Here is a 22,079-nt window from a genome sequence, read left to right on the forward strand (position 1 = left end):
GATGAACATGAGGGAAACCACACAGACCGACGTCGGCCTGGGCGCAATGCCCAACACGAGCACGGCGGCGTACGCCGGCCGTTCAAGCTTGTTGACGGGGTTCGACCACTTCGCATCGGCAGTGACTCGCTGGTGCGGCACGCCGACGGCCTTCTGCGTCGCGCTGCTGACGATCGCCGTGTGGGTCGCCGTCGGCCCGATGTTTGGCTACTCCGAAAGCTGGCAACTGGTCGTGAACACGGGAACGACCATCGTGACCTTCCTGATGGTCTTCCTGATCCAGCAGAGCCAGAACAAGGACAGTGTCGCGATGCACCTCAAGCTCAACGAACTGCTGGCCGCCCACAGGACGGCCAGCAACCGGATGATCGGCATCGAGTCTCTGGATGAGCAGGATCTTCGCGAGGTTGCGGCTTTCTATGCACGGCTGGCAGAGCGTGCCAAGCAGTCCGGACCGGTGAAGGAAGTGCACTCCATCGACGAAGACGGCATGCCCGTCGTGGTGCCGGGAGACGGTCGGTCGCCGGACAGGCCGGGCTTGCGGAGGTAGCGGCAGGGCGGGGGTCCTTCGTTTGGGAACACCTTTTGCTGGGTGCTTGGCCAGAGGCGCCATCAGCAGGTCTTTTCGCGGGTGGCGCAACCCATCAGCTGAAGACCACCCATCACCATGCCCGACCTGAAGGACTTTTCCCCCGACGACCTTGAACTTGAGCAGCAGATCACCGAGGTCCATGTCTTGCCGGACCACCCCTTGGCCGTGTGCACGGTCAAGCGGATCGACTCTGAGGCCGACGGCTACGCTTCATCGCTCTGGACCTTCCACCTGGAGAGCGGAGAAGCGCGGCGCTTCACTTTCGCTCAGGCCGAGGACAAGCACGCACGCTGGTCGCCGGACGGTCGCGAGCTTGCCTTTGTTTCGGACCGAGCCAGCAAGGGCACCTTCCAGATCTACCGCATGCCTTCTGACGGTGGCGAGGCGAGGCAGATCAGCCACCTGGCACGGGGAGCCACCAGGATTTGGTGGCGACCTCAGGGCGACCGGCTGTTGGCCTCGGGGCTGGTCACCGTCGACCCGGACGAACGAGCCGAGGGCTGCGCACGCGCCGACGGTGCGCAAACCGAATCGCCGGACCGCGAGAAGCCGCAACTCTGCTGGCGCCTGCCCTACAAGCTTGACGGCAGTGGCTACCTGCTCGACTCGCGCAGCCACCTGTTCCTGATCGACCCCGGCAGTGGCAATGCCAGGCAGATCACCCAGGGCGACTACGACGTGCGTGCCGCCACCTGGGCGCCCGACGGCAACCGCATCTGCTTCAGCCGGACACGCGACAAGGAAGGCGAAGAACACTGCACGGATATCTGGCTGATGAGCCTGGACGCGAACGGTGAGCCGAGCGGAGCCAAACGCCTGAGCTTTGACCAAGCCAACTCGTCCTCGCCGAGCTGGTCTCCGGACGGACGCTGGATCGCCTTCAGCGGTTCCCTGGACAGCGGGGACGCCCAGATGCGGCTGTGGCTGATCAATGTCGACGAAGAAACGGTGGCGCCGCTCGGGGCCGAGTCGCTGGAAGTCATGGGTGAGCTTCAGTGGAACCGTGAATCGACTGAACTTGCCGTCATCCAGGTCGAGCGCGGCCTGCAGCAGATTGCCGCCGTCCGCGTCCCTGGCGGTGAGGCACGCTGCGTCGTTGGCGGCGAGCATCACGTCAGCTATCTGGCCGCCAATTCGACACGGCTGGTCTACACCAGCGAAAGCCCCGCGACGCCGCTGGAGCTGCATGCCGCGCCTTGGGAAGAGCAGGAGACGCGGCAGCTCAGCCGGTTCAACGACTGGTGGTCCGAGCGCAGCGTTCCCGAGGTGGAATACCGACGCTTCAAGCTGCCCGACGGCAATGGCGGCCACGAAAACATCGACGGCTGGCTGCTCAGGCCTGCGGGCCGCCCGTTCAAGCCTGGCCCTCTGCTGGTCGATGTGCATGGCGGGCCGGCGAGCTATGTGCCGCTGAAGTTCTCGACCCACCCCTATTGGCAGACGCTGTGTTCGCGCGGCTGGTCGATATTGGCTCTGAACACGGTCGGGTCCAGCAGCTACGGGCGGGAGTTCTCGGATCGGCTTCGGGCCCGTTGGGGTGAACTCGATCTGCCGCAACACCTCGCCGCAGTCGAGCAACTCTGCCGTGAGGGCTTTGTCGATGAGCGCATCGCCATCACCGGCTCGTCCTATGGCGGCTATATGAGCGCCTATGCCGTGGGGCACAGCAAGAGATTCCGCGCCGCCGTGGTGTGTGCGCCGGTCGCCAACATGGAGTCGCATTTCGGCACGTCGGACAGCGGCTACTACGCCGATGCCTATTCGTCGGGCGGCGAGCCGGAGGACCAGCGCGAGCAGCTGGCGCGCTTGTCGCCCATGAGCGCCATCGAGAAGGTGCGCACGCCCACGCTGTTCCTGCAGGGCGCCGACGACGAACGCTGCCCGCGCGGCCAATCGGAGGAACTGTTCGTGAAGCTGCGCCGTGCAGGCGGCGCGCCGACAGAGCTGGTGCTCTATCCGGGCGGCAGCCACCATGTCTTTGGGCAAGGCAAGCCATCGCATCGCGTCGACATCCAGCGGCGAATCGTTGATTGGCTTGAGCGCTGGGTGGATCAGCCACTCAACGCCGGGTGAGTGCGATGACGACTGCACCGTTGGACCAGACGCGAGCCTTGCCGCATCCCCGGCTGGTCGTCGTCGGCGCATCGCTCGGCGGTGTCGCTGCACTCAAGCAGTTGTGCGGCGGCCTGCCGAGCGACTTCAAGGCGCCGATCTGCATCGTCCTGCACACGGGCGCGCACAAAAGCATGCTCCCCGACATCCTGAACGCCGTCGGGCCGCTCCGGGCGATGCATGCGATCGACGGCACCGCTTTGGAAGCGGGCCGGATCTACATCGCACCTCCCGACCACCACATGCGGGTCGATGGCGCCTCACTGCGCCTGTCCAGGGGTCCCAAGGAACACCATGCGCGGCCCGCCATCGATCCGCTTTTCCGGTCCGCCGCACTCTCCTGGAAGCACCGCGTGATCGGCGTCGTGCTGACCGGCCTGCTGGAGGACGGCACGCCCGGCATGCAGGCGATCAAGGCCTATGGCGGGACCGCCATCGTCCAGGACCCCAGCGAAGCCATGGCTCCCAGCATGCCGCTCAGCGTGTTCAAGCATGTCGACGTGGACCACCGCATCGGCGTTGCCAACCTCGCGCCGCTCCTGTGCTCGCTGCTGGAAAAGGCCAGCGTCGACCCCGTCCGGAGGGAAACTTCCATGCCATCTCCAACCACGCACGAAGAGGCTATTTCGCTGGGCGCCGGCAATGCGATGGAGCACCTGCGCGCCATCGGCAGCCCGTCCACCTTCACCTGCCCCGACTGCCACGGCTCGCTATGGGAAGTCGCGGGCACTGCGCCGCGGCGCTTCCGCTGCCACACCGGTCATGCCTTCACCCTCGAAACGCTGCGCGCGGCGCAATCTGGGGCAACAGATGAAGCGCTCTGGTCGTCGATCCGGGCGCTGCAGGAGAAGCGGGAGCTGAGCCTGCGTGCCGAACAATTTGCAATCGGCGATGGCGACACTGCAACGGCCGCTGCCCGGCGCGCCGAAGCCGCGCGGCTGCAGCTGGCCATCGACGCGCTCCGCGAACTTGTGGAGGGCGTGGAGGTCTGAGCGGCTCTCGGTGCCGGGAGCAGCGCCGGCTCACCGCTTCGGCAAGTTGGCAAGGCCGACCAGGGCAAGCCCTGCAGCGAAGGCGGCATAGGTCATGACCAGGCTGCGGTTGGAGACACGTTTCTCGAACCCCGGCGTCAGCCGCTCGGGCACGCACTTCAGGTCGACGACCGCTGCCACCGCGCTCACCGCTGCAGCGTCGCCAACGGCGTTCATCGCCGTCGGTTCGGCGCGGCGTGCGCGCACGGCCTCGTACAGCCCGCACCACAAGGCCGCTGCGCCGGCGTGGACCACCGCACCGGTGAGGGTGTAGCGCGGCGTGAAGCCGTCCTGGCGCAGCGCGGCGCGTGGCCACAGCCAGTGGCTGACGGCGTTGATGGGCGCTGCGGCGCTGCCGGCATCCGTGCGGCCTCGCCACATCAACACGGCCGCCGACAAGCCGCTGGACAGCAGGTCGCTCAGCAGCAGGCGCCCGGATGCGCGCGACAAAAGATGGGAAAGAAGCAGTCTCTTCATGGGCAACTCCGGCAGCGAATGACGATGGACTGCCATGGCAAACCGCTCGCCCGCACCGGGGCACGCGTTTTGCCCCATGGCCGGACACATGAAGATCCTGCTGACCGGCGCCACCGGCTTCCTCGGGAGCCGCCTGCTGCGCGAACTGCTGGCTGCCGGACACCGCGTCGTCTGCGCGGGCCGCCGGCCGCCGAGCGTCGACGACGCCCGCTGCGTCTGGCTGAAGCTCGACTTCGCCGCCACGCCGGCGCCGGTCTGGCGCGCCCATCTGCAGGACATCGACGCTGTCGTGAACCTGGTGGGCATCTTCAAGGAGAGCCCCGGCGCCAGCTTCGACGCGCTGCACGTGCAGGGGCCGCGCGCCTTGTTCGAGGCCTGCGCCGCAGCCGGTGTGCAACGCGTGGTGCAGGTGTCGGCCCTGGGCGCCAACTCGCGTGCCGAGACGCCGTATTACCTCAGCAAGTACGAGGCCGACCGCCACCTGCTCAGCCTGCCGCTGGATGCCGGCATCGCCCAGCCCTCGCTCGTCTTCGGGCCGGACGGGGCCAGCTCCCAGCGCTTCCTGCAGCTGGCCGCGCTGCCGGTGCTGCTGCTGCCGGCGCGTGGGCGGCAGCGCATACAGCCCATCCATGTCGACGACGCGGCCGAGGCGCTGCGCGAGATGGTGGAGGCGCCGGCCGGGCGCTTGCGCGGGCGGCGCCTCGGGCTTGTCGGCCCGGAGCCGTTGACGCTGCGCGTCTACCTGCTCGCCCTGCGCGGCGCGATGGGCCTGCCGGCCCCGGTGCTGACGCTGTCGGCACCCGAGCCCTTGATGCGCCTGTTGGCCTGGCTGGGCGACCGCCGACGCAATGCCATGCTGGACCGTGCTTCCTGGGTGATGCTGGAGCGCGGCAACACGACCGATGCAGCGCCGCTGGCCGCCGTGCTGGCGCGCCTGCCGCGGCCGGTGGAGGAGTTCATTGCGCCCGAGCAGCGCGAGGCACTGCGCACGCAGGCGCTGCTCGGCTGGCTGCTGCCGCTGGCGAGGCTGTCGCTGGCGGTGGTGTGGATCGCCACGGCCTTCGTGTCGCTGTTCGGCTTTCCGGTTGAGCAGAGCTACGAACTGCTGGGCCGCGCGGGCGTGCCTGCCGACCTGCAAGCTGCGGCGCTGTGGGGCGCGGCGCTGCTCGACCTTGCCCTCGGCCTGCTGACGCTGTGCTCGTTCCGGCGGCGGCGCTGGCTGTGGCTGGCGCAGGGCGCATTGATGCTGTTCTACAGCGCCGTCATCGCGCTGCGCCTGCCGGAGTTCTGGCTGCACCCCTACGGCCCGATGCTGAAGAACCTGCCGATGCTGGCGCTGCTGCTGATGCTGTGGCGGCTCGAGCCGAGCGCTGCGGTCAATCGACCACGTGCCTGAAAGGAGCCGAGATGGAATACATGATCGTCAAGTGGCTGCACGTGCTGTCGTCCACCGTGCTCTTCGGCACCGGCCTGGGCTCGGCCTACTACATGTTCTTCGCCAGCCTCAGCCGCCAGCCGGCCGCCGTGGCCGTGGTGGTGCGCCAGGTGGTCTGGGCGGACTGGATCTTCACGACGACGACCATCATCTTCCAGCCGCTCAGCGGCCTCTACATGGCCCACCTGGCGGGGATCCCGCTGGGCACGCCGTGGATCGCCTGGTCCTTTGCGCTGTACTTCCTGGCCGGTGCCTGCTGGCTGCCGGTGGTGTGGCTGCAGATCCGCATGCGCCGCCTGGCCGAGGCGGCTGCGGCCCGCGGTGAGCCTTTGCCGGCGCAGTACTTCGGCATGCTGAAGGTCTGGACGGCCCTGGGCGTGCCGGCCTTCCTCGCGCTGGTGGTGGTGTTCTATCTCATGGTGGCCAAGCCGGCCTGAACATGGGCAGCACCGCCTCGGTCCTCCAGAACCTGCTGGGCTTTGTCTGGGCGCCGCTGCTGGTGCTGGCCGGCCTGCTGGACTGGGCCTGCCATCGCCAGCAGCGCATCGAGCTGACGGCGGGCTTGGCTGAGTCTTTGTTGCACCTGCTGATGCTGGGCGTCATCGGCACCGCCTTGCTGGCCGCGTTGCTGCTCGAGCCGACGGCCGGGCTGTTCGCGCTGATCCTGCTGGCCCTGCTGCTGCACGAGGCCAGCTATATCGCCGACCTGAATGTCGCCCTGTCGCGCCGCCGGATTCCCGTCGTCGAGCAATGGGTGCACGGCTTCCAGCACCTGCTGCCGTGGGTGGGCGCGGCGGGGCTGCTGGCCTTGTCGCCCGGGCAGGCGCTGGCTTTGCTGCCGTGGTCCAGCCAGCAGGCCGACTGGGCCCTCCGGCTGAAGGCCGAGCCGCTGCCGTGGCCGTACACGCTGACGCTGCTGGGCGCCGCGCTGCTGTTCAACATCCTGCCCTTCCTGTCAGAGGCGAAGCGCAGCGCCAAGGCCGAAAGGAGCGGCCCGCGCGAACGGGCTTGATCAGCGTACGTCCTGGCGCGGACGCAACGAACTCGGCGCATTCAGATGGGCGCCGTCGGACACGCCCACACCGAGCCGGTCGACCAGCTCGCCGCCCAGCCAGGCGGTCACGAGGGACAGCAGCACGGCGGCGATGGACAGCGTTTGCGCCAGGGCGCTCGGGGAGCTCGGACCTTCGTGGCGCATCCAGGCGCTCGCAGCGAAAACCAGCAGCACGACGACATTGCCCACGGCGTGCATCGCACCCACCTTCCTGGCGCGTGTGCCCGACGGAATGGCCAGCCAGTCAATGGTGCCGAAAGGCGCAGCAAGCACGCCACCGATCAGCCCGCCGAGGATGAGGTAGTAGGACACCACGGCCAGCTGCGGGTCCGCCAGCACGTGGGCCAGGATGTCGAACACGACCGAACCGCCAAGCAGCCCGAGTGGAAACACCACCAGCATCTGGTGGATCGGATGGCCGAGAAAACGGGCTCTGCTTTCCATGACGACTCCTTGGTTGTCGTTGCGTCACAAGCTGAATGAAAAAAGGCCGCGGCGCCTTGGACGTCGCGGCCCATGTGCGGGGCAGGTCAACGTTGCTGACGACCACCCTCTTCGCGGTTGGCGCCGCCGCGGCTGGCTTCCTCGTTGGAGCCTTGCTGGCCGCGTTGGCCCTGGCCGTCCTGACGCTGCTGGTTGCCTTCCTGACGCTCCTGCGAGCCGCCCTGGCGGTTACCCTGGCCCTGGTCCTGGCGCTGCTGGTTGCCGGACTGCTGGCCTTGCGAGCCGCTGCCCTGCTGGTCGCGCTGACCCTGGCCGTCCTGGCGCTGCTGGTTGCCTTGCTGGCGCTCCTGCGAGCCGCCTTGCTGGCCCTGCGACGCATTGCCCTGTTGGCGCTGGCCTTCCTCGTTGCGGTTTTGCTGAGTCATTTGATGGTCTCCTGAATGTTGAGCCGGCAACGGTGCCGACGGCCATCTACAGGCAAGCTGGGTTCCCGGTCGGGTCCGTGCGGAGTCGCCGGTCCGGCAACGCAATGGCGGCAAATTTGTCTGGCAAAAATTTCCTTGCAAGGCGCTCGCGTCGGCGCATGGCGCGGCAGCCTTGCCGCGGGGAACGCGTCTTGCCGCCACGGCTGCTTCACACCCAGCAGGAGACCACCATGGATATCGAACTCAAGCCGCTCGCCGACCAGGTGATCGTCATCACCGGCGCTTCCAGCGGCATCGGCCTGGCCACCGCCATCGGCGCCGCCGAACAGGGCGCACGCCTGGTGCTGGCCGCGCGCAGCAAGCAGACGCTGGACGACGTTGCCCGGCACCTCGGCGAGCAGGGCCGCGAGGTCATCACGGTTGAAGCCGACGTGGGCGACCCGCTGCAGGTGGAGGGCATCGCGACGGCCGCGCTCGCCGCCTTCGGCCGCATCGACACCTGGATCAACAACGCCGGCGTGTCCGTCTATGGCCGGGTCGATGAGATCAGCCTGGAAGACGCGCGGCGCATGTTCGACACCAACTATTGGGGCGTCGTGCATGGTGCACGCGTCGCCCTGCCGCATCTGCGCGTCAACGGCGGCGCCCTCATCAACGTCGGCAGCGAGGCCTCCGAGGCCACCATTCCGCTGCAGGTGATGTATTCGGCCACCAAGCACGCCGTGAAGGCCTTCACCGACGGCCTGCGAATGGAGCTCGAGGTGGATGCCGCCCCGGTGTCGGTGACGCTGATCCAGCCGACGGCGGTGGACACGCCTTACCCCGAGCATGCCGGCAACTACCTCGACCAGGCGCCCAAGCTGCCCACGCCGATGATCGAGCCGGAGCAGGTCGCCGAGGCCATCCTCGACGCGGCGAAGTCACCGACCCGGGCCGTGCGTGTCGGCATGATGGCCAAGCTCAACACCACGCTGGCCAAGCTGATACCGCCCCTGGGCGAAATGATGGCCAAGATGCAGATGGGCCGCCAGCAGCGCAACGAGATGCCGCGCAGCCGCGAAGGCACGCTGTACCGGGCCGGTGAATCGGGCCGCGTCCACGGCCGCGGCAATGCCAACGCCGCAGACACTGAAACTGCCAAGGCCTTGAACACGCGCTGAACATCCTTGGCGCACGCTGAAGTCACGCGACATCCAATGCCCGTCAGTCATCAGGATTCCGGCCCCGCGGAGCGCAGTGATGTGCTCGACTGCGTTGTCGTCGGGGCCGGGCCGGCGGGGCTGACGGCCGGCCTGTACCTGCGCCGGTTCCTGCGCGATGTGCGGGTGGTCGACGCGGGCGCGGCGCGCGCGCGGCGCATCTCCCGGTCCAACAACGTGGCCGGTTTTCCCGATGGCATTTCCGGCGAGCAGTTGCTGGCGCGAATGACGCGGCACCTGGAAGAGGCTGGCGGACTCGTGCTGCCGGGGACCGTTCATCACCTTCAACAATCGGCCGACGGCCTTTTCGAGATCGGGCTTGGTGGCGACACGCTGCGGGCCCGCACGGTCATCCTCTGCACCGGCGTCAAGGACCGGCTGCCCAAGGTCCCAGGTGCTGGCGAAGTCGACGCTGCCGACCTCTTGCGCCACTGCCCGATATGCGACGGCTACGAACACCGGGGCCAGCGGATTGCGGTCCTCGGCAACTCGGCGCATGGCGTCAGGGAGGCGGCCTTCCTGCAGGCATTCAGCCCCCATGTGACATTCGTCGGTGTCGGCCGGCCTACTGAAGAGTTCGGCTCGGACTTGCGCGCTGCAGGTGTTCAGGCCCTGCCTGGCGTGGCTGCGCGGCTCGCGGTCGCGAACGACCGGGAGGTCGTCGTCACCACGGCAGACGAGACCGAACACCGGTTCGATGTCCTGTACGCCGCCCTGGGCGTTGACCCCTGCGCCAGCCTGGCGGCCGCCGTTGGCGCGCGGCTGGACGACAAGGGAAACATCGTCACCGACGCGCACGGACGCACCAGTGTCGAGAACCTCTACGCCGCTGGCGACGTCGTCAGTGCGCTGGACCAGATCGGCGTGGCGGTCGGGCAGGCCGCGATTGCGGCGACCGCCGTCCACAACAGCCTCTAGCCGTTACGGCGCAGCGGGCCCGGGCTAGCGGCCGGGCAGCGCGCGGGGAACGCCCATTGCTGCCGTTGCTCACCCTTCAGGGAAGCATGCGACTCATGGAAATCACACTCAAACCGTTGGCAAGACAGGTGATCGTCATCACCGGCGCGTCCAGCGGCATCGGCCTTGCAACGGCACTCGCGGCGGCGCGAGAGGAAGCCAGTCTCGTGCTGGTTGCGCGCAGCCGAGGCACGCTGAGCGTCATCGAGCGGCAACTGCTGGCGCAGGGCAGGCAGGTGCTCGCCATCGATGCCGACACCAGCGAAAAGACGGAGATGGACGCGGTGGTGAGCGCTGCCGTAGAGCGCTTCGGCCGCATCGACACCTGGATCAACAACGCGGGCGTCGCCGCCTATGGCCGTGTCGATGACATGAGCCTGGACGACAGCCGGCGGCTGTTCGACGTGAACTACTGGGGCGTCGTGCATGGCTCGCTGGCGGTGCTGCCCTGGCTTCGTGCCAACGGCGGCGCCCTCATCAACATCGGCAGCGAAGCGTCGGACGCGCCCGTTCCACTCCAGGTCATGTACTCGGCGGCCAAGCAGGCGGTGAAGGCCTTCACCGACGGCCTGCGCATGGAATTGGAGATGGACCGCGCGCCCGTATCGGTCACCCTCGTCCAGCCCGCGGCGGTGGATACGCCGCTTCTGGAGCATGCCGCCAACTATCTCGGTCAGGAACTCAGCCTGCCCACGCCGATGATCGAGCCTGAGAAGGTCGCCATGGCCATCCTCAAGGCCGCGGTCTCGCCGATGCGGCATGTCCGCGTGGGCGCCATGGCGACTATCAGCCACACGCTGGCCATGCTGACGCCGATGCTCGGCGAAGCCATGTCGAGGGCGCCGGCTGGCAGCCAGCAGCCCGACCTGACACCGCCGGATCGCGAGGGGCGGCTTTACCGCTCCAGCGATTGCGGGCGTGTGCACGGCCGCAGCAGCCGGAACACGGGCCCCAATGACCCCAAGGCACTCGATGCCCGATAGCGATGCGGGCCGGCGCGCGCACGACGAATCACGGAGACGACGATGAATCCCATTCTCTGGTTGATGGCCGGCCTGGCAATCGCCTGGCTGGGCAGCTGGTGGCAATCGACACTCGGCCGGCAGCGACTGTTCGTCAATGCCATGTTCGCCGCCGTCGGTGCAGTGCTCGGCGGGCTCAGCGCAACGTCATTGGGGTCGTTGGTTCCCGGCGATACGGACTGGACCGGCCTGGCAGGCGCGGTGCTCGGCGCGGCGGTTTTTCTGTGGCTCGGCAGCTTGAGGGCGCGGCGACTGCAGCGCGATGACTGACCGGCTCTCCCGCGTGACGCAGGACCGCAGATTGCCGACCTCGCCCATGGAGTTTTCCGAGCTGTTCACCCTGGCCGTCAGGCAGGTCGTCCCGTTGGCGTGGAACAAGGGCCTCATTTCCTACTTCGACTGCTCCGGGCCACGCATCGAACTTCTCATTTCCGACGCGGGCGTCCGCGCGGCCATCCATCGCATCCTGCTGGCGATGACCGATTGCCTGGACGGCGGATTTCTGCTGTTCAGCGCGCAGGCCGAAGCGCCGGTGGACGGCACGAGCCGGCTGGCGATCCAGGCGACCGGGACAGGCGCGGTATCGCCCGAGCTGGACCGTGTCCTGGAGCGATTGCAGCTGGCGCCCTTGCCGGCCGCGGACGGAAGCCGTCCTGCCCCCGTGCTGCACGCCCGGGGCACATGCCCCGCGACCGGTGGCCCGGTGCAGTTCATCAATGCCGGTGCGGATGGACTGAGCTTTTCCGTGGAGACGCGGGTGCCCGCCGTGCAGGTGCCCATGGCCACCGATGAACCGCCGCATGCGGGTGGTGCCGTTGCGTGGCTGGTGAGCACGTCGCCCGGGCGCCTCGATTCCATGGACCACCGGCTGCGTCGACTGGGCTGGCGCGTCGCCTCGTTCGACTCGCCGCAGCAGGTGGTGTCGCACCTGCTCGACGGCAAGCCTGCGCGGGACGCCTTGCCGATGATGTTGATGGTCGCAGAGGCCGACGGCAGCGAGCTGGCATCCCTGGAACGCGTGGCGTCGGCGCTGCCCGCCATCACGACCATCCTCGCCGTCATGGCCGGATCGACCTCCCTGCAGGCCCGGGAACGAACACGCGTCGACGTGCGCATCCTGCCGCTCAGCCCGGCGGAACTCGAGCGACTGACGGCGCGCGTCGACCGCCGGCTGTCGACCGCTCAAATGCGCGAGGCTTCGCCCAGCCCGGCCTATGCCCACGACGTGAAGCAGGTGCTGGTCGTCGATGACAGCAGCGTGAACCAGTTGCTGGCGAAAGCGCAGCTTGAAGCGCTCGGCTACGACGTGGCGGTCGCCAGTGATGGCGCGGAGGCTGTGCAGGCCTGCCTGGCGGGGCCGCCCGACCTGGTGCTCATGGACGTCGAAATGCCCGTCATGGGCGGCCTTGAGGCGACGGAAGTCATCCGCAGCATGCAGCAGGTCGGCTCGATCGCACCGTTCCCGATCGTGGCGTCCACCAGCCTCGAGGGGCCGGCGATAGAACAGGCCTGCCTCGACGCCGGCATGGACGGCGTCGTCAGCAAACCGATGGAATTGCCGACGCTCGCCGACGAAGTGCACCGTGTCCTGCCCGCGCGGCCCATCGTTGCGCCGGCGCACCAGAAGGCCAGCGCGCCAGTGCGGCAGGACCGCTTCCTCGACCGCAGGGGCCTGTCGTCACCCGGGGTAACGTAGCGCCGGCGTGGACGCGGAAGGCAGCGCCGTTGGCGCTGCCTTCCGCTTGCAGCGTCAAGCAGTCTCAAGCAGCCGCGCCGGCGTCGGCCAGCGTGAGGCGGGAAACCAGGCCCCTGATCGTCTGCAGATGCACCGCCTCCTGCTCCACGGCGATGGTGAAACGGTCGGCGATGGCGTCGTGGCCGGCGGTACGCGCGAGCTGGACGAGCAGCTCCCAGCTCGCGTTGTCGATGAGCTCGGCATCCAGCATCACATGCAGGCCCTGCAGCACGGAGGTGCGTGGGTCGCTCATGGCCTGCACGAGGCCCATGCTTTCCACGCCGACCAGGTCGGCGCAGGGCGTCTGCGCGGTCGGGTCGCCGCCGAGTTCCTCGATGGCCCCCACAACCAGCGCAAAGTGCTCGGCTTCCTGCTCGCGGAACTGCTGCAACGACGCGATCTCGTCTTCGCTCAGCTCGGCGCCCATCGCCTCGCATTTCACGAGCAGCCCGTCGTAGAGCCGCACGCCACCGCGCTCAAACGCCAGGCGCTCGCCCAGCTTGTCGATCAGCACCTGCGGCCGCTTGCCCGTGAGCATGTCCATGCCGGACTTGGCAACGCCCTTCAGCGTGCCGGGCACGGGGACGGAGCCGAGGCTGTCGGCCTGCAGCGCGTAGCTGCTGCGAAGGCGGGCGTCGGCCAGCGCGGCCCGCGTGTCGGCCGTGAGCAGGTCAGCGTCGATGGCGGTGGGCGCAATGGCGTCCGCGATGTCGTCGGCCTCGGCCAGCATGTCGGCCGTGTCCATCGGCGACATCTGGATGCCGGTGCGGTTCATGCCCAGTTCGGTTCTTGCTTCCATGGTGGTTTCCTTTCGAGGGTGAGCGGCGTCAAGCCGCGCGCTTGAGTTCGGTGCCGGGCCGCCAGCGGTAGCCGTCGGCGACCTGCTCGGTGGGCGAGCCGGCGGAGTTCAGTTGTTCGCGGTAGTCGATGGAGCGTTGCGGCTCCTGCGCCTTGTCAACGAACTGGGTGCCGTTGGCGCGCAGGTCGACCTCCGAGGCCAGCACCTTGCGCACGAACTCGCGCTGCGACTCGATGGGAATGGGGTCGGGCAGTTCGTTCGGCAGGATCTGCGCGATGTCGCGGCCGTCCAGTCGCTCGAAGTGCTCGATGGCCAGGTGCAGCTGGCCCAGCTCGTAGTCGAGGAAGCGCTCCCACAGCGCCTTCAGCCGCGGGTTCTTCTCGTTCTGCATGCAGCCGTGGTAGTTGTAGACCTCGTTCGCCTCGTGCAGCACCCACTTCTCCAGCCAGGTCTCGGTCGGGTCCATCAGGCACTCGTACTGCGTCGTGTGCTGTTCCTCGATGGATGCGATCTCGGCGTAGAGCAGCCGCGCCATCGGGTCGCTGAACAGCGGGCCGACGTTCATGTAGTAGTTGTGGGTCTGCTGCTCGGCAGCCATGATGGTCAGCGCATGCAGCTTGGACAGCGGATGCACCGCCATGCGGTCGTAGGGCTCGCGCAGGTCGTCCAGCGGGTCGCGGTGCTCGACGAGGGTCGGGCGGCCCGGCAGGATGTCGGTGTAGCTCTGCAGGATGTTGTTGGCGTCCTTGCCCTCCAGCCGGTCCAGCAGGGCCGAGTAGCGGTACATGTGGTCGAAGTCCTCCAGCAGGCCGAAGCGGTAGACCTGGGCGAGGTATTCGTCCGGCTCGCGCAGCGCGACACCGGCGGTCACGTCGATGGCCACCTGCTCATAGGCGATGGTCGTCTCCAGCGGCGAATGGTCGGCGCCGATCAGCCAGTTGATCGTCGTGGCCTGGTGCTGCTCGACGCGGCGCAGCTGCGCCAGCACCGGCTGCAGCTCCTTGTTCTTGCGCGCGCAGGCATGCGAGAAATTCAACGCTTCCAGCTCAAGGCCGTTGAGCAGGATGATGTGCACGCGGGTGTAGGCGTCGTCGTCCAGTTTGCTGATCGGCTTCTGGACCATGTCGCGCCAGGTGAAGCGTTGGCGGTCCAGTGCCACGCCTCGGTTGTCCATGATGTTCAGCCCCATGGCCTGCTCCTTCTCGGTTGAAAGGCGGATTCACCGCCGGGTCTCGTGGTGCGGCAATGCGCGTTCCGTTGCAGGCGCCGCGGTTCACGTGATGCGGCCCGGGGACCGCGACTTGCCGCGTTGCGACCTCTGCCACGACGAGGACGGTTGACCATGGAACACAACGCCAACAGGGAAAGCTGCGCATGCGGGGCACCGGCCAGATGCCAGGGTGCCGAGAGTCGCCAGAGTCCACAGGGCGAGGGCCACGATGGGAATGAAAACCCCGGGGCCAACCGGCGGCGCCGCCTTTCAGGGCGAGCCTACGATCTGTTCGGAACCCTCGTGCTCGACGGCAAGCGCGTGCCGGTCGGGCCGTGCTGGGTGCGGCAAACCGGGGGCAAGACGATCCTCAGCTGGGCGGATGCCGATGGTTCGGAAAAGACCCGGGAGATCAGCACCCCCGTGCTTCGCCAACTGTTTGACGAGGGGCTGCTGCAGCGTCGCGATGGCGGTTGAAGCGGCTGCTCAGCGGCGCTGGAACTTCAACGCCGCTGAAGCAGGAAATCTTGCTGCAACCGAACTTCAACCGTTGCCAATCAGGCGCCTCGGGCGTAGTCGGCGAACCCGGGCCGCACGATGTCGGCGTCGCTCGACCTGTCGGCCGGCATGCCGGCTTGAAGCGCCGAAGGCCCTCGTTGCTGAGAGTCGCCCGCAAGCGTGGGTTCGCCGCCGGCGTCGCTGACCGGTCCATCGGCCATCGGCAGGGCCGCGCCTGAGGACGAGTTCTTCTTCAGCCAGACGCCGAGCGTGACGAGGCCGGCGGTGATGAGCAGGATACGGATCATGAAACTTTCTCCAGTCTGTGGATGGTGTCAGGCCGATTGGCCTCGGCGTGGAATGGCGCGATGGCGCCGGTGGCGGCGGCCTCACCCGAGGCGATGAGCGCCCGGATGCGAGCCGTCGAATAGTCGAACTGGCCGGAGATGCCTTCGTGCGGCTGCGGCGAGCGCGTGATGTCGATGCGGTGGCCAGGGCCGACGGGCTCGTCCGCCAGCTTGTCGGCCAGCAGCAGCTGCAGGCTGCGGTCCAGCAGTTCGTGCGAGGTACGCGGCCTGCGGTCGGCCGTGCGGCTGAACTGGCCGATGGTGATCAGTTGCAAGGGCTCCTGCGGGCCGACGCGGCCACCGTCACGCAGCGCCTCGACGAAGGCGCCGATCGGTGAATGCCGGTTGACCTCGCCGTCGCAATACAGGCGGCCGTCGATGGTGATGGGCTCGAACATCAGCGGAATGGCCGCGCTGGCGCTCAGTACGGCCGTGTCGATGGGCCGCTCGTCGCTCGTGAAGACACGCAGGCCGCCGCTCAACACGTCGGTCGCGGCGACGGCGAGGAGGGGCTTCGATTCGTCGCCGCTGGCATAGCCTTCACCGACGACCTCCGCGAACAGTCGTTGCATCCGCTGCTGCGAATACAGCGGCAGCACCGCGCGCTGCAGTCCGGCCAGAGGATGCCAATGGACGTAGATCGGCGTGAACAGCGCCGGGTTGCCAAGGGCGAAGCCCGACCAGAAGCCCGACCAGGCCCTGAACTCGTCGGCCATCGGCCCCAGCCAACCGGGCGCCGTGAGGGCCAGCGAGGGCGCGGCCGCGATGCGCTCACGCCAGAGGCGCTCGAGCGCGGCGGCGCCGAGGTCGGCACTGTCTGCATGGCAGGCGACGACCGCGCCATTGAGGGAGCCGATGGACGCGCCGGCGATGCCCACGAGTTCATGCCCATGTTCCCGAAGCCACGGTGCGACCGCCAGCCAGGCGCCGCAGCCGAAGGCGCCCAGCGGGCCACCGCCTTGAAAGACCACAGCGGTTTTCATCGCGCTTCTGCCTGGCCGCGTTCAGCCGCCATTGCCCGCTGCCGGGTCGTCCTGACCCTGATCGCCTTGCGGCGCCTCGCCGTCTTCGGGCGGCGAGGCGGCTTCGCCGTCCTGGCCCGCTTCCTGGGCGATTGCGGCGGCATGGGAAGCGGCGATCAGTGGTGCGGCCATCGCGCCGGCGATCGCACCGCCGATGTTGCCGGCCACCTGCGCCATGCTGGCGGCAACGGCCTGCGCCAACTGGGCCGGGCTGGTCGCGAGGTGCCGGCCGTTGGTCTGCGCGCCGGTGTTGGGCTGTTCGTTCATGGGGGGCTCCTTGTCGTGGGTCAGATCAGGCGGCCGGCCGAGCGCCGTCCGTCGCAATCCCCGGCAATGGGCATTCCGGTGAAACGACATCACCGCGTCGCTGGCGCGCAGGGCATGGCCTCTGCGCGGCCTGAGAGCCGCTCGAACTCCACGGGGTCGTGCGAGCAGCAGACCTCGACCTCCGGGTGCCCGGCCGCAAAGCGGCGCAGCAGCTGCTGATTGGCCAGACGGCTCCTGCGCGACTTTTCCATCAGGGTCTGGTAGGCCCGCAGCCCCGGTGTGCACCAGGGGTCGTGCAGGTCCATCTCCCGGTGATGGAAATAGGCGTCGCCGGCCTGCAGCACCCAGCGGCCATCGACGTTCACCGCCACACCGGGCTGACCGAAGGTGTGGCCCGTCAAGGGCACGAGGGCGATACCGGGTGGCAGCCCGGCACCCGTGCACACGTTCTCGAAGCCCAGCCAGCCCTCGCCCCCGCTGGCGCCATGCAGGCGCCAACGCGCGTGCGAGCTCCATTGCTGCGGGCGAAAGCGCTGGCGGTCCAGCCAGGTCGTCTGGCGGAAGGCCTCGTCCCGTTCGCGCTGCAGCAGGTGGATGGTCGCTTCGGGGAAGTCGTCCAGGCCGCCGGCGTGGTCGAAGTCGAGGTGCGTCAACACGATGTGGCGCACGTCGGACGCGCGCCAGCCGAGCACGGCCAGTTGCCGCACTGCGGTCATCTCCTCGCGGAAATCGGGGCTGAGCAATGCCAGGAAGAAGCCGCTGAGCCGGCTGCGCGGGTTGGCCGCGTCGCGCAGCCCGAAGCCGGTGTCCACCAGCACGAGCCCGTCGCTCGTCTCGACGAGCAGGCAATGGCAACACAGACTGCCGCGTGCCAGCACGGATGGCGAGCGCCCGTCCATCAGACGGCCGCCCAGCGGGCAGGACGACACGCAGTTCAGGTGGTGCAGGCGGTATGCAGACATCGAGCGTCCTTCGGCTAGCGAGACGCTGCGGACGCGGCTGATTGCGAGGCACCGCCGGCGGGTTGTTGCGTGGCACCGGCGCCGCCCGGGCCGATGCCGCCGCCCGTCAGTGGCGCGCCCTGTTCGCTGCCAACGCCCTGGGCAGCGGGTGCGGTGCCGACCGGCCCGGACGTGGCGGGCGGCAGCGTGGACGTGAAGGCGGCCGGTGTGCGGCCGGCCGGCGCGGGCATCGGCAGTGATGCGTACCAGGCCGCCACCGCACGGGCATCGTCGGCGCCGAGGGCCTTGGCGATGCGCGGCATCTGGCCGCTCGGGTCGTTGTTGCGGCGGCCTTCGCGCCAGGCGGCGAGTGCGTCTTCCAGATAGCCCGCCGGCTGGCCGGCAAGCGGCGGGATGCGGTCGCCCAGGCCGCCGCCATCGCGGCCATGGCAGTTGGCGCAGGCCACCAGCTGGCGCGGCTCGTCACCCTGCCAGGCCAGGCGTGCGGCCATGCCTGTCGTCGCCGCTGGCTTCGGTGGCTGTGCTGCGGTCGTGGTCGGGTCGAGGGAGGCGAAGTAGGCGGCCACGGCGCGGCGCTGGTCGGGTTGCAGCGCCTTGGCGATGGGCTCCATGACGGGATGCTGGCGCGTGCCGTTGGCGTAGCTGTCCAGCTGCTCGCGCAGATAGGTGTCGCCCAGGCCGGCCAGGCGCGGGAAGCGCGCCGCAGCCTGCCCCTCGCCATGGGCGCCATGGCAGCTGCTGCAGGCCGCTGCGGCGCCCGAGCCCTGGGCGGCCAGGCGTGCGCCGGCTTCGATATCGGCCGGGCTGGGCCGGGCCTCGCTTGCCGGCGGCACGGGCACGGCGACGACGGCTGGCGGGGCGGATGCGGCCTCGGTGGCTGGCGCGGCGGCGGTCGGCTCGCGCTTGTTGCAGGCGGCGAGCAGCGTTGCGGCCAGCAGGGCCGCGCAGAGTGCGGGCTTCATGCCAGTGCTCCCGGCTGCTTCGCCCAGCGCTGGGTGATGGCCTGGGCCGTCCAGTAGGCGAGGGCGCCGACCGTGTCGGTGGGGTTGTACGAGGCGTTCTGCGGAAAGTTGGACGCCCCGATGACGAAGACGTTGGGCACGTCCCAGCTCTGGCAGAAGCGGTTGACGACGCTCGTGGCCGGGTCGGCGCCCATCACGGTGCCGCCGGTGTTGTGCGTGGTCTGGTACTGCGTGGTCGTGTACGGCCCCTTGCGCGGCAGGCCCACCACCTGCTTGCCGCCCATGGCGCGGCCTATTGAGACGGCCTTGTCGGTCAGCCAGGCGGACATCTTCAGGTCGTTGGCGGGCAGCTCGAAGGTCAGCCGCAGCAGCGGCAGGCCCCAGGCGTCCTTGTAGGTCGGGTCGAGGTCGAGGTAGTTCTGCCGCATGGACACCGAGCTGCCGTGGATGTTGAGCACCGAGGTGTGGTTGTAGTGCTCGGCCACGGCGCGCTTCCAGCCCGAGCCCCAGGCTGGCGTGCCCGGCGGCGTCGGGTGGAACTCGATGGGCCGACCGTGCGACATCACCTCGCCGATGTAGGCGCCGCCGACGAAGCCGAGCGGCCCGTGGTCGAAGTTGTCGCCGACGAAATCGGCGATGACCGTGCCGCTGGCGCCCGAACGCATGAAGGGGTTGATGTTGATGCTGCGGTCGAAGAAGACCTGCACGGCGCTCATCGTCTGGTAGGCATAGCCACGGCCGACGACGCCCTGTCCGGCGGCCGGGTCATAGGGCTTGCCGATGCCCGAGAGCAGCAGCATGCGCACGTTGTTCAGCGCGAACATGCCGACGACGACGAGGCGTGCAGGCTGCTCGAACAGCCGGCCCGCCGCGTCGGCATACACGACACCGGTGGCGCGCTTGCCGGTCGAGTCCAGCAGAATGCGCTGCACTTGGCACTGCGTGCGCAGCTTGAAGCGCGGCTCCTTGGCGAGGGCAGGCAGCAGGGCGGTCTGCGGTGAACTCTTGGCGTAGTGCTCGCAGCCGAATCTCTCGCAGAAGCCGCAGAACATGCAGGGCTGCATCTGCAGGCCTTCGGGGTTGGTGTAGGCCTGGCTGAGGTTGCAGGAGGGCTGCGGGAAGGGGTGGTAGCCCAGGCCCTCGGCGGCCTTGCGGAAGATGGCGCTGCCGTAGGGCTCCTTCTGCGGCGGCGTCGGGTAGTCGCGCGAGCGCGGGTCCTCGAACGGGTTGCCGCCTGCGACCTTGCGGCCTTGCAGGTTGCCGGCCTTGCCGCTGGTGCCCATCAGGTATTCGAAGCGGTCGTAGTGCGGCTCCAGGTCGGCAGCGCTAACGCCCCAGTCCTGCACCAGCAGTTCATTCGACAAGAAGTTTTTGCCGTAACGCTGTTCGGTCAGGCTGCGCATGCGCAGATCGCTGTCCTGGAAGCGGTAGGTCTGGCCGTTCCAGTGCACCGCCGAGCCGCCGACGCCGGTGCCGGGCAGGAAGCTTTCCCAGCGGCGGATCGGCAGCGCCGTCTGGCTGGCCTGGTTGCGGAAGGTCAGCGTCTCGCGCGCGGTGTCCTGCATCATGGCCTTGCGCACGGCGTAGTTCAGCTCGTCGTGCATCGCGGGGCCCTGGAAGTCGGGCACCGTCGCACGCGGTTCGCCGCGTTCCAGCGCCAGCACGTTCATGCCGGCGCGCGTCAGTTCGCGGGCCAGGATGGAGCCGACGAGGCCCATGCCGAGGATGACGACCTCGGCCTCGGGCAGCCGCTTCGCGTTGGATGTTGCGTTCGTGGCCATGCTCAGCGCCTCCCCGTTTGCGAGGGCTGATCGCCGTGCATGCCGTGCATCCCGTGGGGATTGCCGCCGGCCTCGGCGAGGCTGCGCGGCGGGCCGGTGAAGGCCGCGCCGTGGCGGTCCACCCAGTCGAAATAGGCGCCGTGCGCGCCGGGGAAACCGATCATCTGCCAGGCCGCCATGCCGCGATTGCCGCCGTAGACCGGGTCGCCGAAATAGCCTTCGATGGTCATGGCCAGCAACGACTCGAAGAAGACCTTGGACGGCACGCCGTCGAGGTCGATGCCGCCGTTTTGCAGCGCACTGAGATAGGCGTCCTGCGCAGGGCCTGCCAGCTGCTCGAAAGCCGGCTGGCCGCGGCGCGACAGCTCGGCCTGCGCGCCACGCAGCGCGTTGCGGAACAGCTGGGCCGGCGTGAACGGCAGCTGGTAGCCCTGCGTCGGCAGGCCGGGCGCCCACGGCCCGGCGCGGTACAGGCGCTCGCCCGCCCCCCAGGCGCCGGCGAGCTGGCGGTCGATGAAGGTGACGACGCCGGCCTCCATCGCGCTCGGGCCGAGCTCGTCGGGCGGGATCAGCCGCTGTACGGCCGCCTCCATGAAGGCGGCCTCCTCGCGGTTGAAGAAGCGGTAGGGCTCGGGGGCCGCAGAGGCCGCGGATGCTGCTGTCGGTGCTGCTGCGTGGGCCGGCGTCGGCAGCACGGGCACGAGGGCCGCGCCGCTGCTGACGGTGAGAAAGATGCGTCGCTTGAGGTCAGGCATGGCGGGGTCCGGGGTGAGCGGCCTTGCCAGCAATCGAAATGCCGCTGGTGTCGCCATCGCCCGGCTTCGCCAGCCCCAGGTGCACCTCCGTCAGCATCGGAAAGCGCACACGGATTTCCTCGCGCAGCGCCTCGCACACGCCGGCGGCGCGCAGGGCCGGCACCTCGGGGCGGAACAGCAGGTCGAGCGTCAGCAGGGCCTCGTCCGGGCCGAGATACATGCTGCGCACCGGGCCGGTGGCCAGCACCTCTTCATGGCGGCGTGCCATGGCCTGGATTTCGGCCGCCGTGGTGGGCTGCACGCCTTCACCCACCAGCAGCCCGCGCGCCTCGCGCACCAGCAGCACGGCCACGCCGGCCAGCAGCAGGCCGATCAGCAGGGAGGCGATGCCGTCGATCTCCGGCCGGCCAAGCGCGTGCGCCAAGGCGATGCCGACGGCCGCGATGACGAGGCCGGCAAGGGCCGCACCGTCCTCGGCCAGCACGGTGTAGGTGGTCGGGTCCTTGCTCATGCGCAGCGCCGTCCACAGCGGGCGATCGCGGGCCTGCTTGCGGGCCTGCTTGCGGAACTCCCGCCAGGCCACCGCGAAGCTGGCGCCCTCGAAGACCATGGCCGCGCCGAGCACGACGTAGTTCCAGAACGGGTCGCGCAGCGGCTGCGGATGGCGCAGATGGCGCACGCCCTCGTAGAACGAAACGCCGCCGCCCAGGCCGAAGATCAGCACCGCGACGATCAGGCTCCAGAAGTAGAGCTCGCGGCCATGCCCGAACGGGTGCATCGCCGTGGCGGGCCGGCGGCTGCGGTGCACGCCCCAGAGCAGCAGCAGGCCGTTGCCGGTGTCGACCGCCGAATGGATGGCCTCCGACAGCATGGCCGAACTGCCGGTGACGGCGGCGACGACAGCCTTGGTGATGGCGATGGCGACGTTGGCGGCGATGGCGCCGTAGACCGCCAGCGGCGATTCGCGAGGCCGTACTTCGGGCGTCATCGCCT

25 protein-coding genes are annotated in these 22,079 nt (G+C 68.9%); 12 read left to right on the forward strand and 13 right to left on the reverse strand.

The window, feature by feature from the left end; translation table 11 throughout:
- Position 1: 1 nt before the first annotated feature.
- The 3 genes from AC0IZJ_RS13905 to AC0IZJ_RS13915 all read left to right on the forward strand — a co-directional run bounded on the left by AC0IZJ_RS13905 (position 2) and on the right by AC0IZJ_RS13915 (position 3,696).
- Complete coding sequence (locus AC0IZJ_RS13905) at positions 2 to 550, forward strand: low affinity iron permease family protein (protein WP_471850666.1); 549 nt, start codon at positions 2 to 4, stop codon at positions 548 to 550.
- A 117-nt stretch (positions 551 to 667) separates the two neighbouring features.
- The gene (locus tag AC0IZJ_RS13910; protein ID WP_471850668.1) at positions 668 to 2,665 is read left to right on the forward strand and encodes a S9 family peptidase; all 1,998 of its coding nucleotides are present in this window, start codon (positions 668 to 670) and stop codon (positions 2,663 to 2,665) included.
- 5 nt (positions 2,666 to 2,670) lie between these two features.
- Positions 2,671 to 3,696, forward strand: a complete 1,026-nt coding sequence (locus tag AC0IZJ_RS13915) for a chemotaxis protein CheB (protein WP_471850670.1) — start codon at positions 2,671 to 2,673, stop codon at positions 3,694 to 3,696.
- A gap of 30 nt (positions 3,697 to 3,726) precedes the next feature.
- On the opposite strand, the gene AC0IZJ_RS13920 is transcribed toward AC0IZJ_RS13915, so the two are convergent.
- Positions 3,727 to 4,212, reverse strand: a complete 486-nt coding sequence (locus tag AC0IZJ_RS13920; protein ID WP_471850672.1) for a hypothetical protein — start codon at positions 4,210 to 4,212, stop codon at positions 3,727 to 3,729.
- Positions 4,213 to 4,300: 88 nt separating this feature from the next.
- On the opposite strand from AC0IZJ_RS13920, the gene AC0IZJ_RS13925 reads away from it, so the two are divergent.
- The 3 genes from AC0IZJ_RS13925 to AC0IZJ_RS13935 are packed head-to-tail and all read left to right on the forward strand — an operon-like array spanning position 4,301 to position 6,659.
- Positions 4,301 to 5,608, forward strand: a complete 1,308-nt coding sequence (locus tag AC0IZJ_RS13925) for an SDR family oxidoreductase (protein ID WP_471850674.1) — start codon at positions 4,301 to 4,303, stop codon at positions 5,606 to 5,608.
- Positions 5,609 to 5,619: 11 nt separating this feature from the next.
- Positions 5,620 to 6,084, forward strand: coding sequence for a DUF2269 family protein (locus AC0IZJ_RS13930; RefSeq protein ID WP_471850676.1), 465 nt, complete (start codon positions 5,620 to 5,622; stop codon positions 6,082 to 6,084).
- Positions 6,085 to 6,086: 2 nt separating this feature from the next.
- Entirely contained in the window at positions 6,087 to 6,659 is a 573-nt protein-coding gene (locus tag AC0IZJ_RS13935) for a diguanylate cyclase (RefSeq protein WP_471850678.1), read from the forward strand.
- On the opposite strand, the gene AC0IZJ_RS13940 is transcribed toward AC0IZJ_RS13935, so the two are convergent.
- Both AC0IZJ_RS13940 and AC0IZJ_RS13945 read right to left on the reverse strand, forming a co-directional pair.
- Positions 6,660 to 7,145 (reverse strand): DUF2231 domain-containing protein, encoded by a 486-nt coding sequence (locus AC0IZJ_RS13940; RefSeq protein WP_471850680.1) that lies wholly within the window; start codon positions 7,143 to 7,145, stop codon positions 6,660 to 6,662. It lies immediately after the preceding gene.
- 86 nt (positions 7,146 to 7,231) lie between these two features.
- Positions 7,232 to 7,570: a hypothetical protein gene (locus AC0IZJ_RS13945; RefSeq protein WP_471850682.1), complete on the reverse strand. Its 339-nt coding sequence runs from the start codon at positions 7,568 to 7,570 to the stop codon at positions 7,232 to 7,234.
- 230 nt (positions 7,571 to 7,800) lie between these two features.
- On the opposite strand from AC0IZJ_RS13945, the gene AC0IZJ_RS13950 reads away from it, so the two are divergent.
- From AC0IZJ_RS13950 to AC0IZJ_RS13970, 5 genes are all read left to right on the forward strand, one after another.
- Entirely contained in the window at positions 7,801 to 8,730 is a 930-nt protein-coding gene (locus AC0IZJ_RS13950) for an SDR family oxidoreductase (protein ID WP_471850684.1), read from the forward strand.
- A gap of 36 nt (positions 8,731 to 8,766) precedes the next feature.
- Positions 8,767 to 9,687: an NAD(P)/FAD-dependent oxidoreductase gene (locus AC0IZJ_RS13955; protein ID WP_471850686.1), complete on the forward strand. Its 921-nt coding sequence runs from the start codon at positions 8,767 to 8,769 to the stop codon at positions 9,685 to 9,687.
- Positions 9,688 to 9,782: 95 nt separating this feature from the next.
- Complete coding sequence (locus tag AC0IZJ_RS13960) at positions 9,783 to 10,709, forward strand: SDR family oxidoreductase (protein ID WP_471850688.1); 927 nt, start codon at positions 9,783 to 9,785, stop codon at positions 10,707 to 10,709.
- A 42-nt stretch (positions 10,710 to 10,751) separates the two neighbouring features.
- On the forward strand, positions 10,752 to 11,018 hold the full coding sequence (locus AC0IZJ_RS13965; RefSeq protein WP_471850690.1) for a GlsB/YeaQ/YmgE family stress response membrane protein: 267 nt from the start codon (positions 10,752 to 10,754) through the stop codon (positions 11,016 to 11,018).
- A complete protein-coding gene (locus AC0IZJ_RS13970) occupies positions 11,011 to 12,444 on the forward strand; it encodes a response regulator (protein ID WP_471850692.1) in 1,434 nt (477 codons plus the stop codon). The genes AC0IZJ_RS13965 and AC0IZJ_RS13970 overlap by 8 nt, the downstream gene beginning before the upstream one ends.
- Before the next feature lie 64 nt (positions 12,445 to 12,508).
- Here the strand turns inward: AC0IZJ_RS13970 and AC0IZJ_RS13975 are convergent, their stop codons facing one another.
- Both AC0IZJ_RS13975 and AC0IZJ_RS13980 read right to left on the reverse strand, forming a co-directional pair.
- Positions 12,509 to 13,282, reverse strand: coding sequence for a ferritin Dps family protein (locus AC0IZJ_RS13975; RefSeq protein ID WP_471850694.1), 774 nt, complete (start codon positions 13,280 to 13,282; stop codon positions 12,509 to 12,511).
- Positions 13,283 to 13,310: 28 nt separating this feature from the next.
- Positions 13,311 to 14,471 (reverse strand): hypothetical protein, encoded by a 1,161-nt coding sequence (locus AC0IZJ_RS13980; protein WP_471850696.1) that lies wholly within the window; start codon positions 14,469 to 14,471, stop codon positions 13,311 to 13,313.
- Positions 14,472 to 14,624: 153 nt separating this feature from the next.
- Between AC0IZJ_RS13980 and AC0IZJ_RS13985 the strand changes: the two genes are divergently transcribed.
- The gene (locus AC0IZJ_RS13985; protein WP_471850698.1) at positions 14,625 to 14,969 is read left to right on the forward strand and encodes a hypothetical protein; all 345 of its coding nucleotides are present in this window, start codon (positions 14,625 to 14,627) and stop codon (positions 14,967 to 14,969) included.
- 80 nt (positions 14,970 to 15,049) lie between these two features.
- On the opposite strand, the gene AC0IZJ_RS13990 is transcribed toward AC0IZJ_RS13985, so the two are convergent.
- The 8 genes from AC0IZJ_RS13990 to AC0IZJ_RS14025 form a co-directional block, all read right to left on the reverse strand.
- The gene (locus AC0IZJ_RS13990; protein WP_471850700.1) at positions 15,050 to 15,298 is read right to left on the reverse strand and encodes a hypothetical protein; all 249 of its coding nucleotides are present in this window, start codon (positions 15,296 to 15,298) and stop codon (positions 15,050 to 15,052) included.
- A complete protein-coding gene (locus tag AC0IZJ_RS13995) occupies positions 15,295 to 16,320 on the reverse strand; it encodes a patatin-like phospholipase family protein (RefSeq protein ID WP_471850702.1) in 1,026 nt (341 codons plus the stop codon). The genes AC0IZJ_RS13990 and AC0IZJ_RS13995 overlap by 4 nt, the downstream gene beginning before the upstream one ends.
- A 21-nt stretch (positions 16,321 to 16,341) precedes the next feature.
- Complete coding sequence (locus AC0IZJ_RS14000) at positions 16,342 to 16,626, reverse strand: hypothetical protein (RefSeq protein WP_471850704.1); 285 nt, start codon at positions 16,624 to 16,626, stop codon at positions 16,342 to 16,344.
- Positions 16,627 to 16,715: 89 nt separating this feature from the next.
- Positions 16,716 to 17,588: an MBL fold metallo-hydrolase gene (locus AC0IZJ_RS14005; protein WP_471850706.1), complete on the reverse strand. Its 873-nt coding sequence runs from the start codon at positions 17,586 to 17,588 to the stop codon at positions 16,716 to 16,718.
- A 14-nt stretch (positions 17,589 to 17,602) separates the two neighbouring features.
- Entirely contained in the window at positions 17,603 to 18,550 is a 948-nt protein-coding gene (locus tag AC0IZJ_RS14010; protein WP_471850708.1) for a c-type cytochrome, read from the reverse strand.
- Positions 18,547 to 20,331: a GMC family oxidoreductase gene (locus tag AC0IZJ_RS14015; RefSeq protein WP_471850710.1), complete on the reverse strand. Its 1,785-nt coding sequence runs from the start codon at positions 20,329 to 20,331 to the stop codon at positions 18,547 to 18,549. Before AC0IZJ_RS14015 ends, AC0IZJ_RS14010 begins: the two co-directional genes overlap by 4 nt.
- 2 nt (positions 20,332 to 20,333) lie before the next feature.
- Entirely contained in the window at positions 20,334 to 21,086 is a 753-nt protein-coding gene (locus AC0IZJ_RS14020) for a gluconate 2-dehydrogenase subunit 3 family protein (RefSeq protein WP_471850712.1), read from the reverse strand.
- Positions 21,079 to 22,074 (reverse strand): cation diffusion facilitator family transporter, encoded by a 996-nt coding sequence (locus AC0IZJ_RS14025; RefSeq protein WP_471850714.1) that lies wholly within the window; start codon positions 22,072 to 22,074, stop codon positions 21,079 to 21,081. Before AC0IZJ_RS14025 ends, AC0IZJ_RS14020 begins: the two co-directional genes overlap by 8 nt.
- Positions 22,075 to 22,079 lie beyond the last annotated feature (5 nt).

Source organism: Roseateles sp. AC306 (assembly GCF_979253795.1).

Coding starts and splice junctions, on each gene's coding strand:
- AC0IZJ_RS13935 (WP_471850678.1), top strand. CDS start 6,087: ATGGGCAGCACCGCCTCGGTCCTCCAGAACCTGCTGGGCTTTGTCTGG.
- AC0IZJ_RS13970 (WP_471850692.1), top strand. CDS start 11,011: ATGACTGACCGGCTCTCCCGCGTGACGCAGGACCGCAGATTGCCGACC.
- AC0IZJ_RS14010 (WP_471850708.1), bottom strand. CDS start 18,550: ATGAAGCCCGCACTCTGCGCGGCCCTGCTGGCCGCAACGCTGCTCGCC.
- AC0IZJ_RS13915 (WP_471850670.1), top strand. CDS start 2,671: ATGACGACTGCACCGTTGGACCAGACGCGAGCCTTGCCGCATCCCCGG.
- AC0IZJ_RS13990 (WP_471850700.1), bottom strand. CDS start 15,298: ATGATCCGTATCCTGCTCATCACCGCCGGCCTCGTCACGCTCGGCGTC.
- AC0IZJ_RS13945 (WP_471850682.1), bottom strand. CDS start 7,570: ATGACTCAGCAAAACCGCAACGAGGAAGGCCAGCGCCAACAGGGCAAT.
- AC0IZJ_RS13995 (WP_471850702.1), bottom strand. CDS start 16,320: ATGAAAACCGCTGTGGTCTTTCAAGGCGGTGGCCCGCTGGGCGCCTTC.
- AC0IZJ_RS13960 (WP_471850688.1), top strand. CDS start 9,783: ATGGAAATCACACTCAAACCGTTGGCAAGACAGGTGATCGTCATCACC.
- AC0IZJ_RS13905 (WP_471850666.1), top strand. CDS start 2: ATGAACATGAGGGAAACCACACAGACCGACGTCGGCCTGGGCGCAATG.
- AC0IZJ_RS13925 (WP_471850674.1), top strand. CDS start 4,301: ATGAAGATCCTGCTGACCGGCGCCACCGGCTTCCTCGGGAGCCGCCTG.
- AC0IZJ_RS13930 (WP_471850676.1), top strand. CDS start 5,620: ATGGAATACATGATCGTCAAGTGGCTGCACGTGCTGTCGTCCACCGTG.
- AC0IZJ_RS13950 (WP_471850684.1), top strand. CDS start 7,801: ATGGATATCGAACTCAAGCCGCTCGCCGACCAGGTGATCGTCATCACC.
- AC0IZJ_RS13965 (WP_471850690.1), top strand. CDS start 10,752: ATGAATCCCATTCTCTGGTTGATGGCCGGCCTGGCAATCGCCTGGCTG.
- AC0IZJ_RS13955 (WP_471850686.1), top strand. CDS start 8,767: ATGCCCGTCAGTCATCAGGATTCCGGCCCCGCGGAGCGCAGTGATGTG.
- AC0IZJ_RS14005 (WP_471850706.1), bottom strand. CDS start 17,588: ATGTCTGCATACCGCCTGCACCACCTGAACTGCGTGTCGTCCTGCCCG.
- AC0IZJ_RS13940 (WP_471850680.1), bottom strand. CDS start 7,145: ATGGAAAGCAGAGCCCGTTTTCTCGGCCATCCGATCCACCAGATGCTG.
- AC0IZJ_RS13975 (WP_471850694.1), bottom strand. CDS start 13,282: ATGGAAGCAAGAACCGAACTGGGCATGAACCGCACCGGCATCCAGATG.
- AC0IZJ_RS13920 (WP_471850672.1), bottom strand. CDS start 4,212: ATGAAGAGACTGCTTCTTTCCCATCTTTTGTCGCGCGCATCCGGGCGC.
- AC0IZJ_RS14000 (WP_471850704.1), bottom strand. CDS start 16,626: ATGAACGAACAGCCCAACACCGGCGCGCAGACCAACGGCCGGCACCTC.
- AC0IZJ_RS13980 (WP_471850696.1), bottom strand. CDS start 14,471: ATGGGGCTGAACATCATGGACAACCGAGGCGTGGCACTGGACCGCCAA.
- AC0IZJ_RS14015 (WP_471850710.1), bottom strand. CDS start 20,331: ATGGCCACGAACGCAACATCCAACGCGAAGCGGCTGCCCGAGGCCGAG.
- AC0IZJ_RS14020 (WP_471850712.1), bottom strand. CDS start 21,086: ATGCCTGACCTCAAGCGACGCATCTTTCTCACCGTCAGCAGCGGCGCG.
- AC0IZJ_RS13910 (WP_471850668.1), top strand. CDS start 668: ATGCCCGACCTGAAGGACTTTTCCCCCGACGACCTTGAACTTGAGCAG.
- AC0IZJ_RS14025 (WP_471850714.1), bottom strand. CDS start 22,074: ATGACGCCCGAAGTACGGCCTCGCGAATCGCCGCTGGCGGTCTACGGC.
- AC0IZJ_RS13985 (WP_471850698.1), top strand. CDS start 14,625: ATGGAACACAACGCCAACAGGGAAAGCTGCGCATGCGGGGCACCGGCC.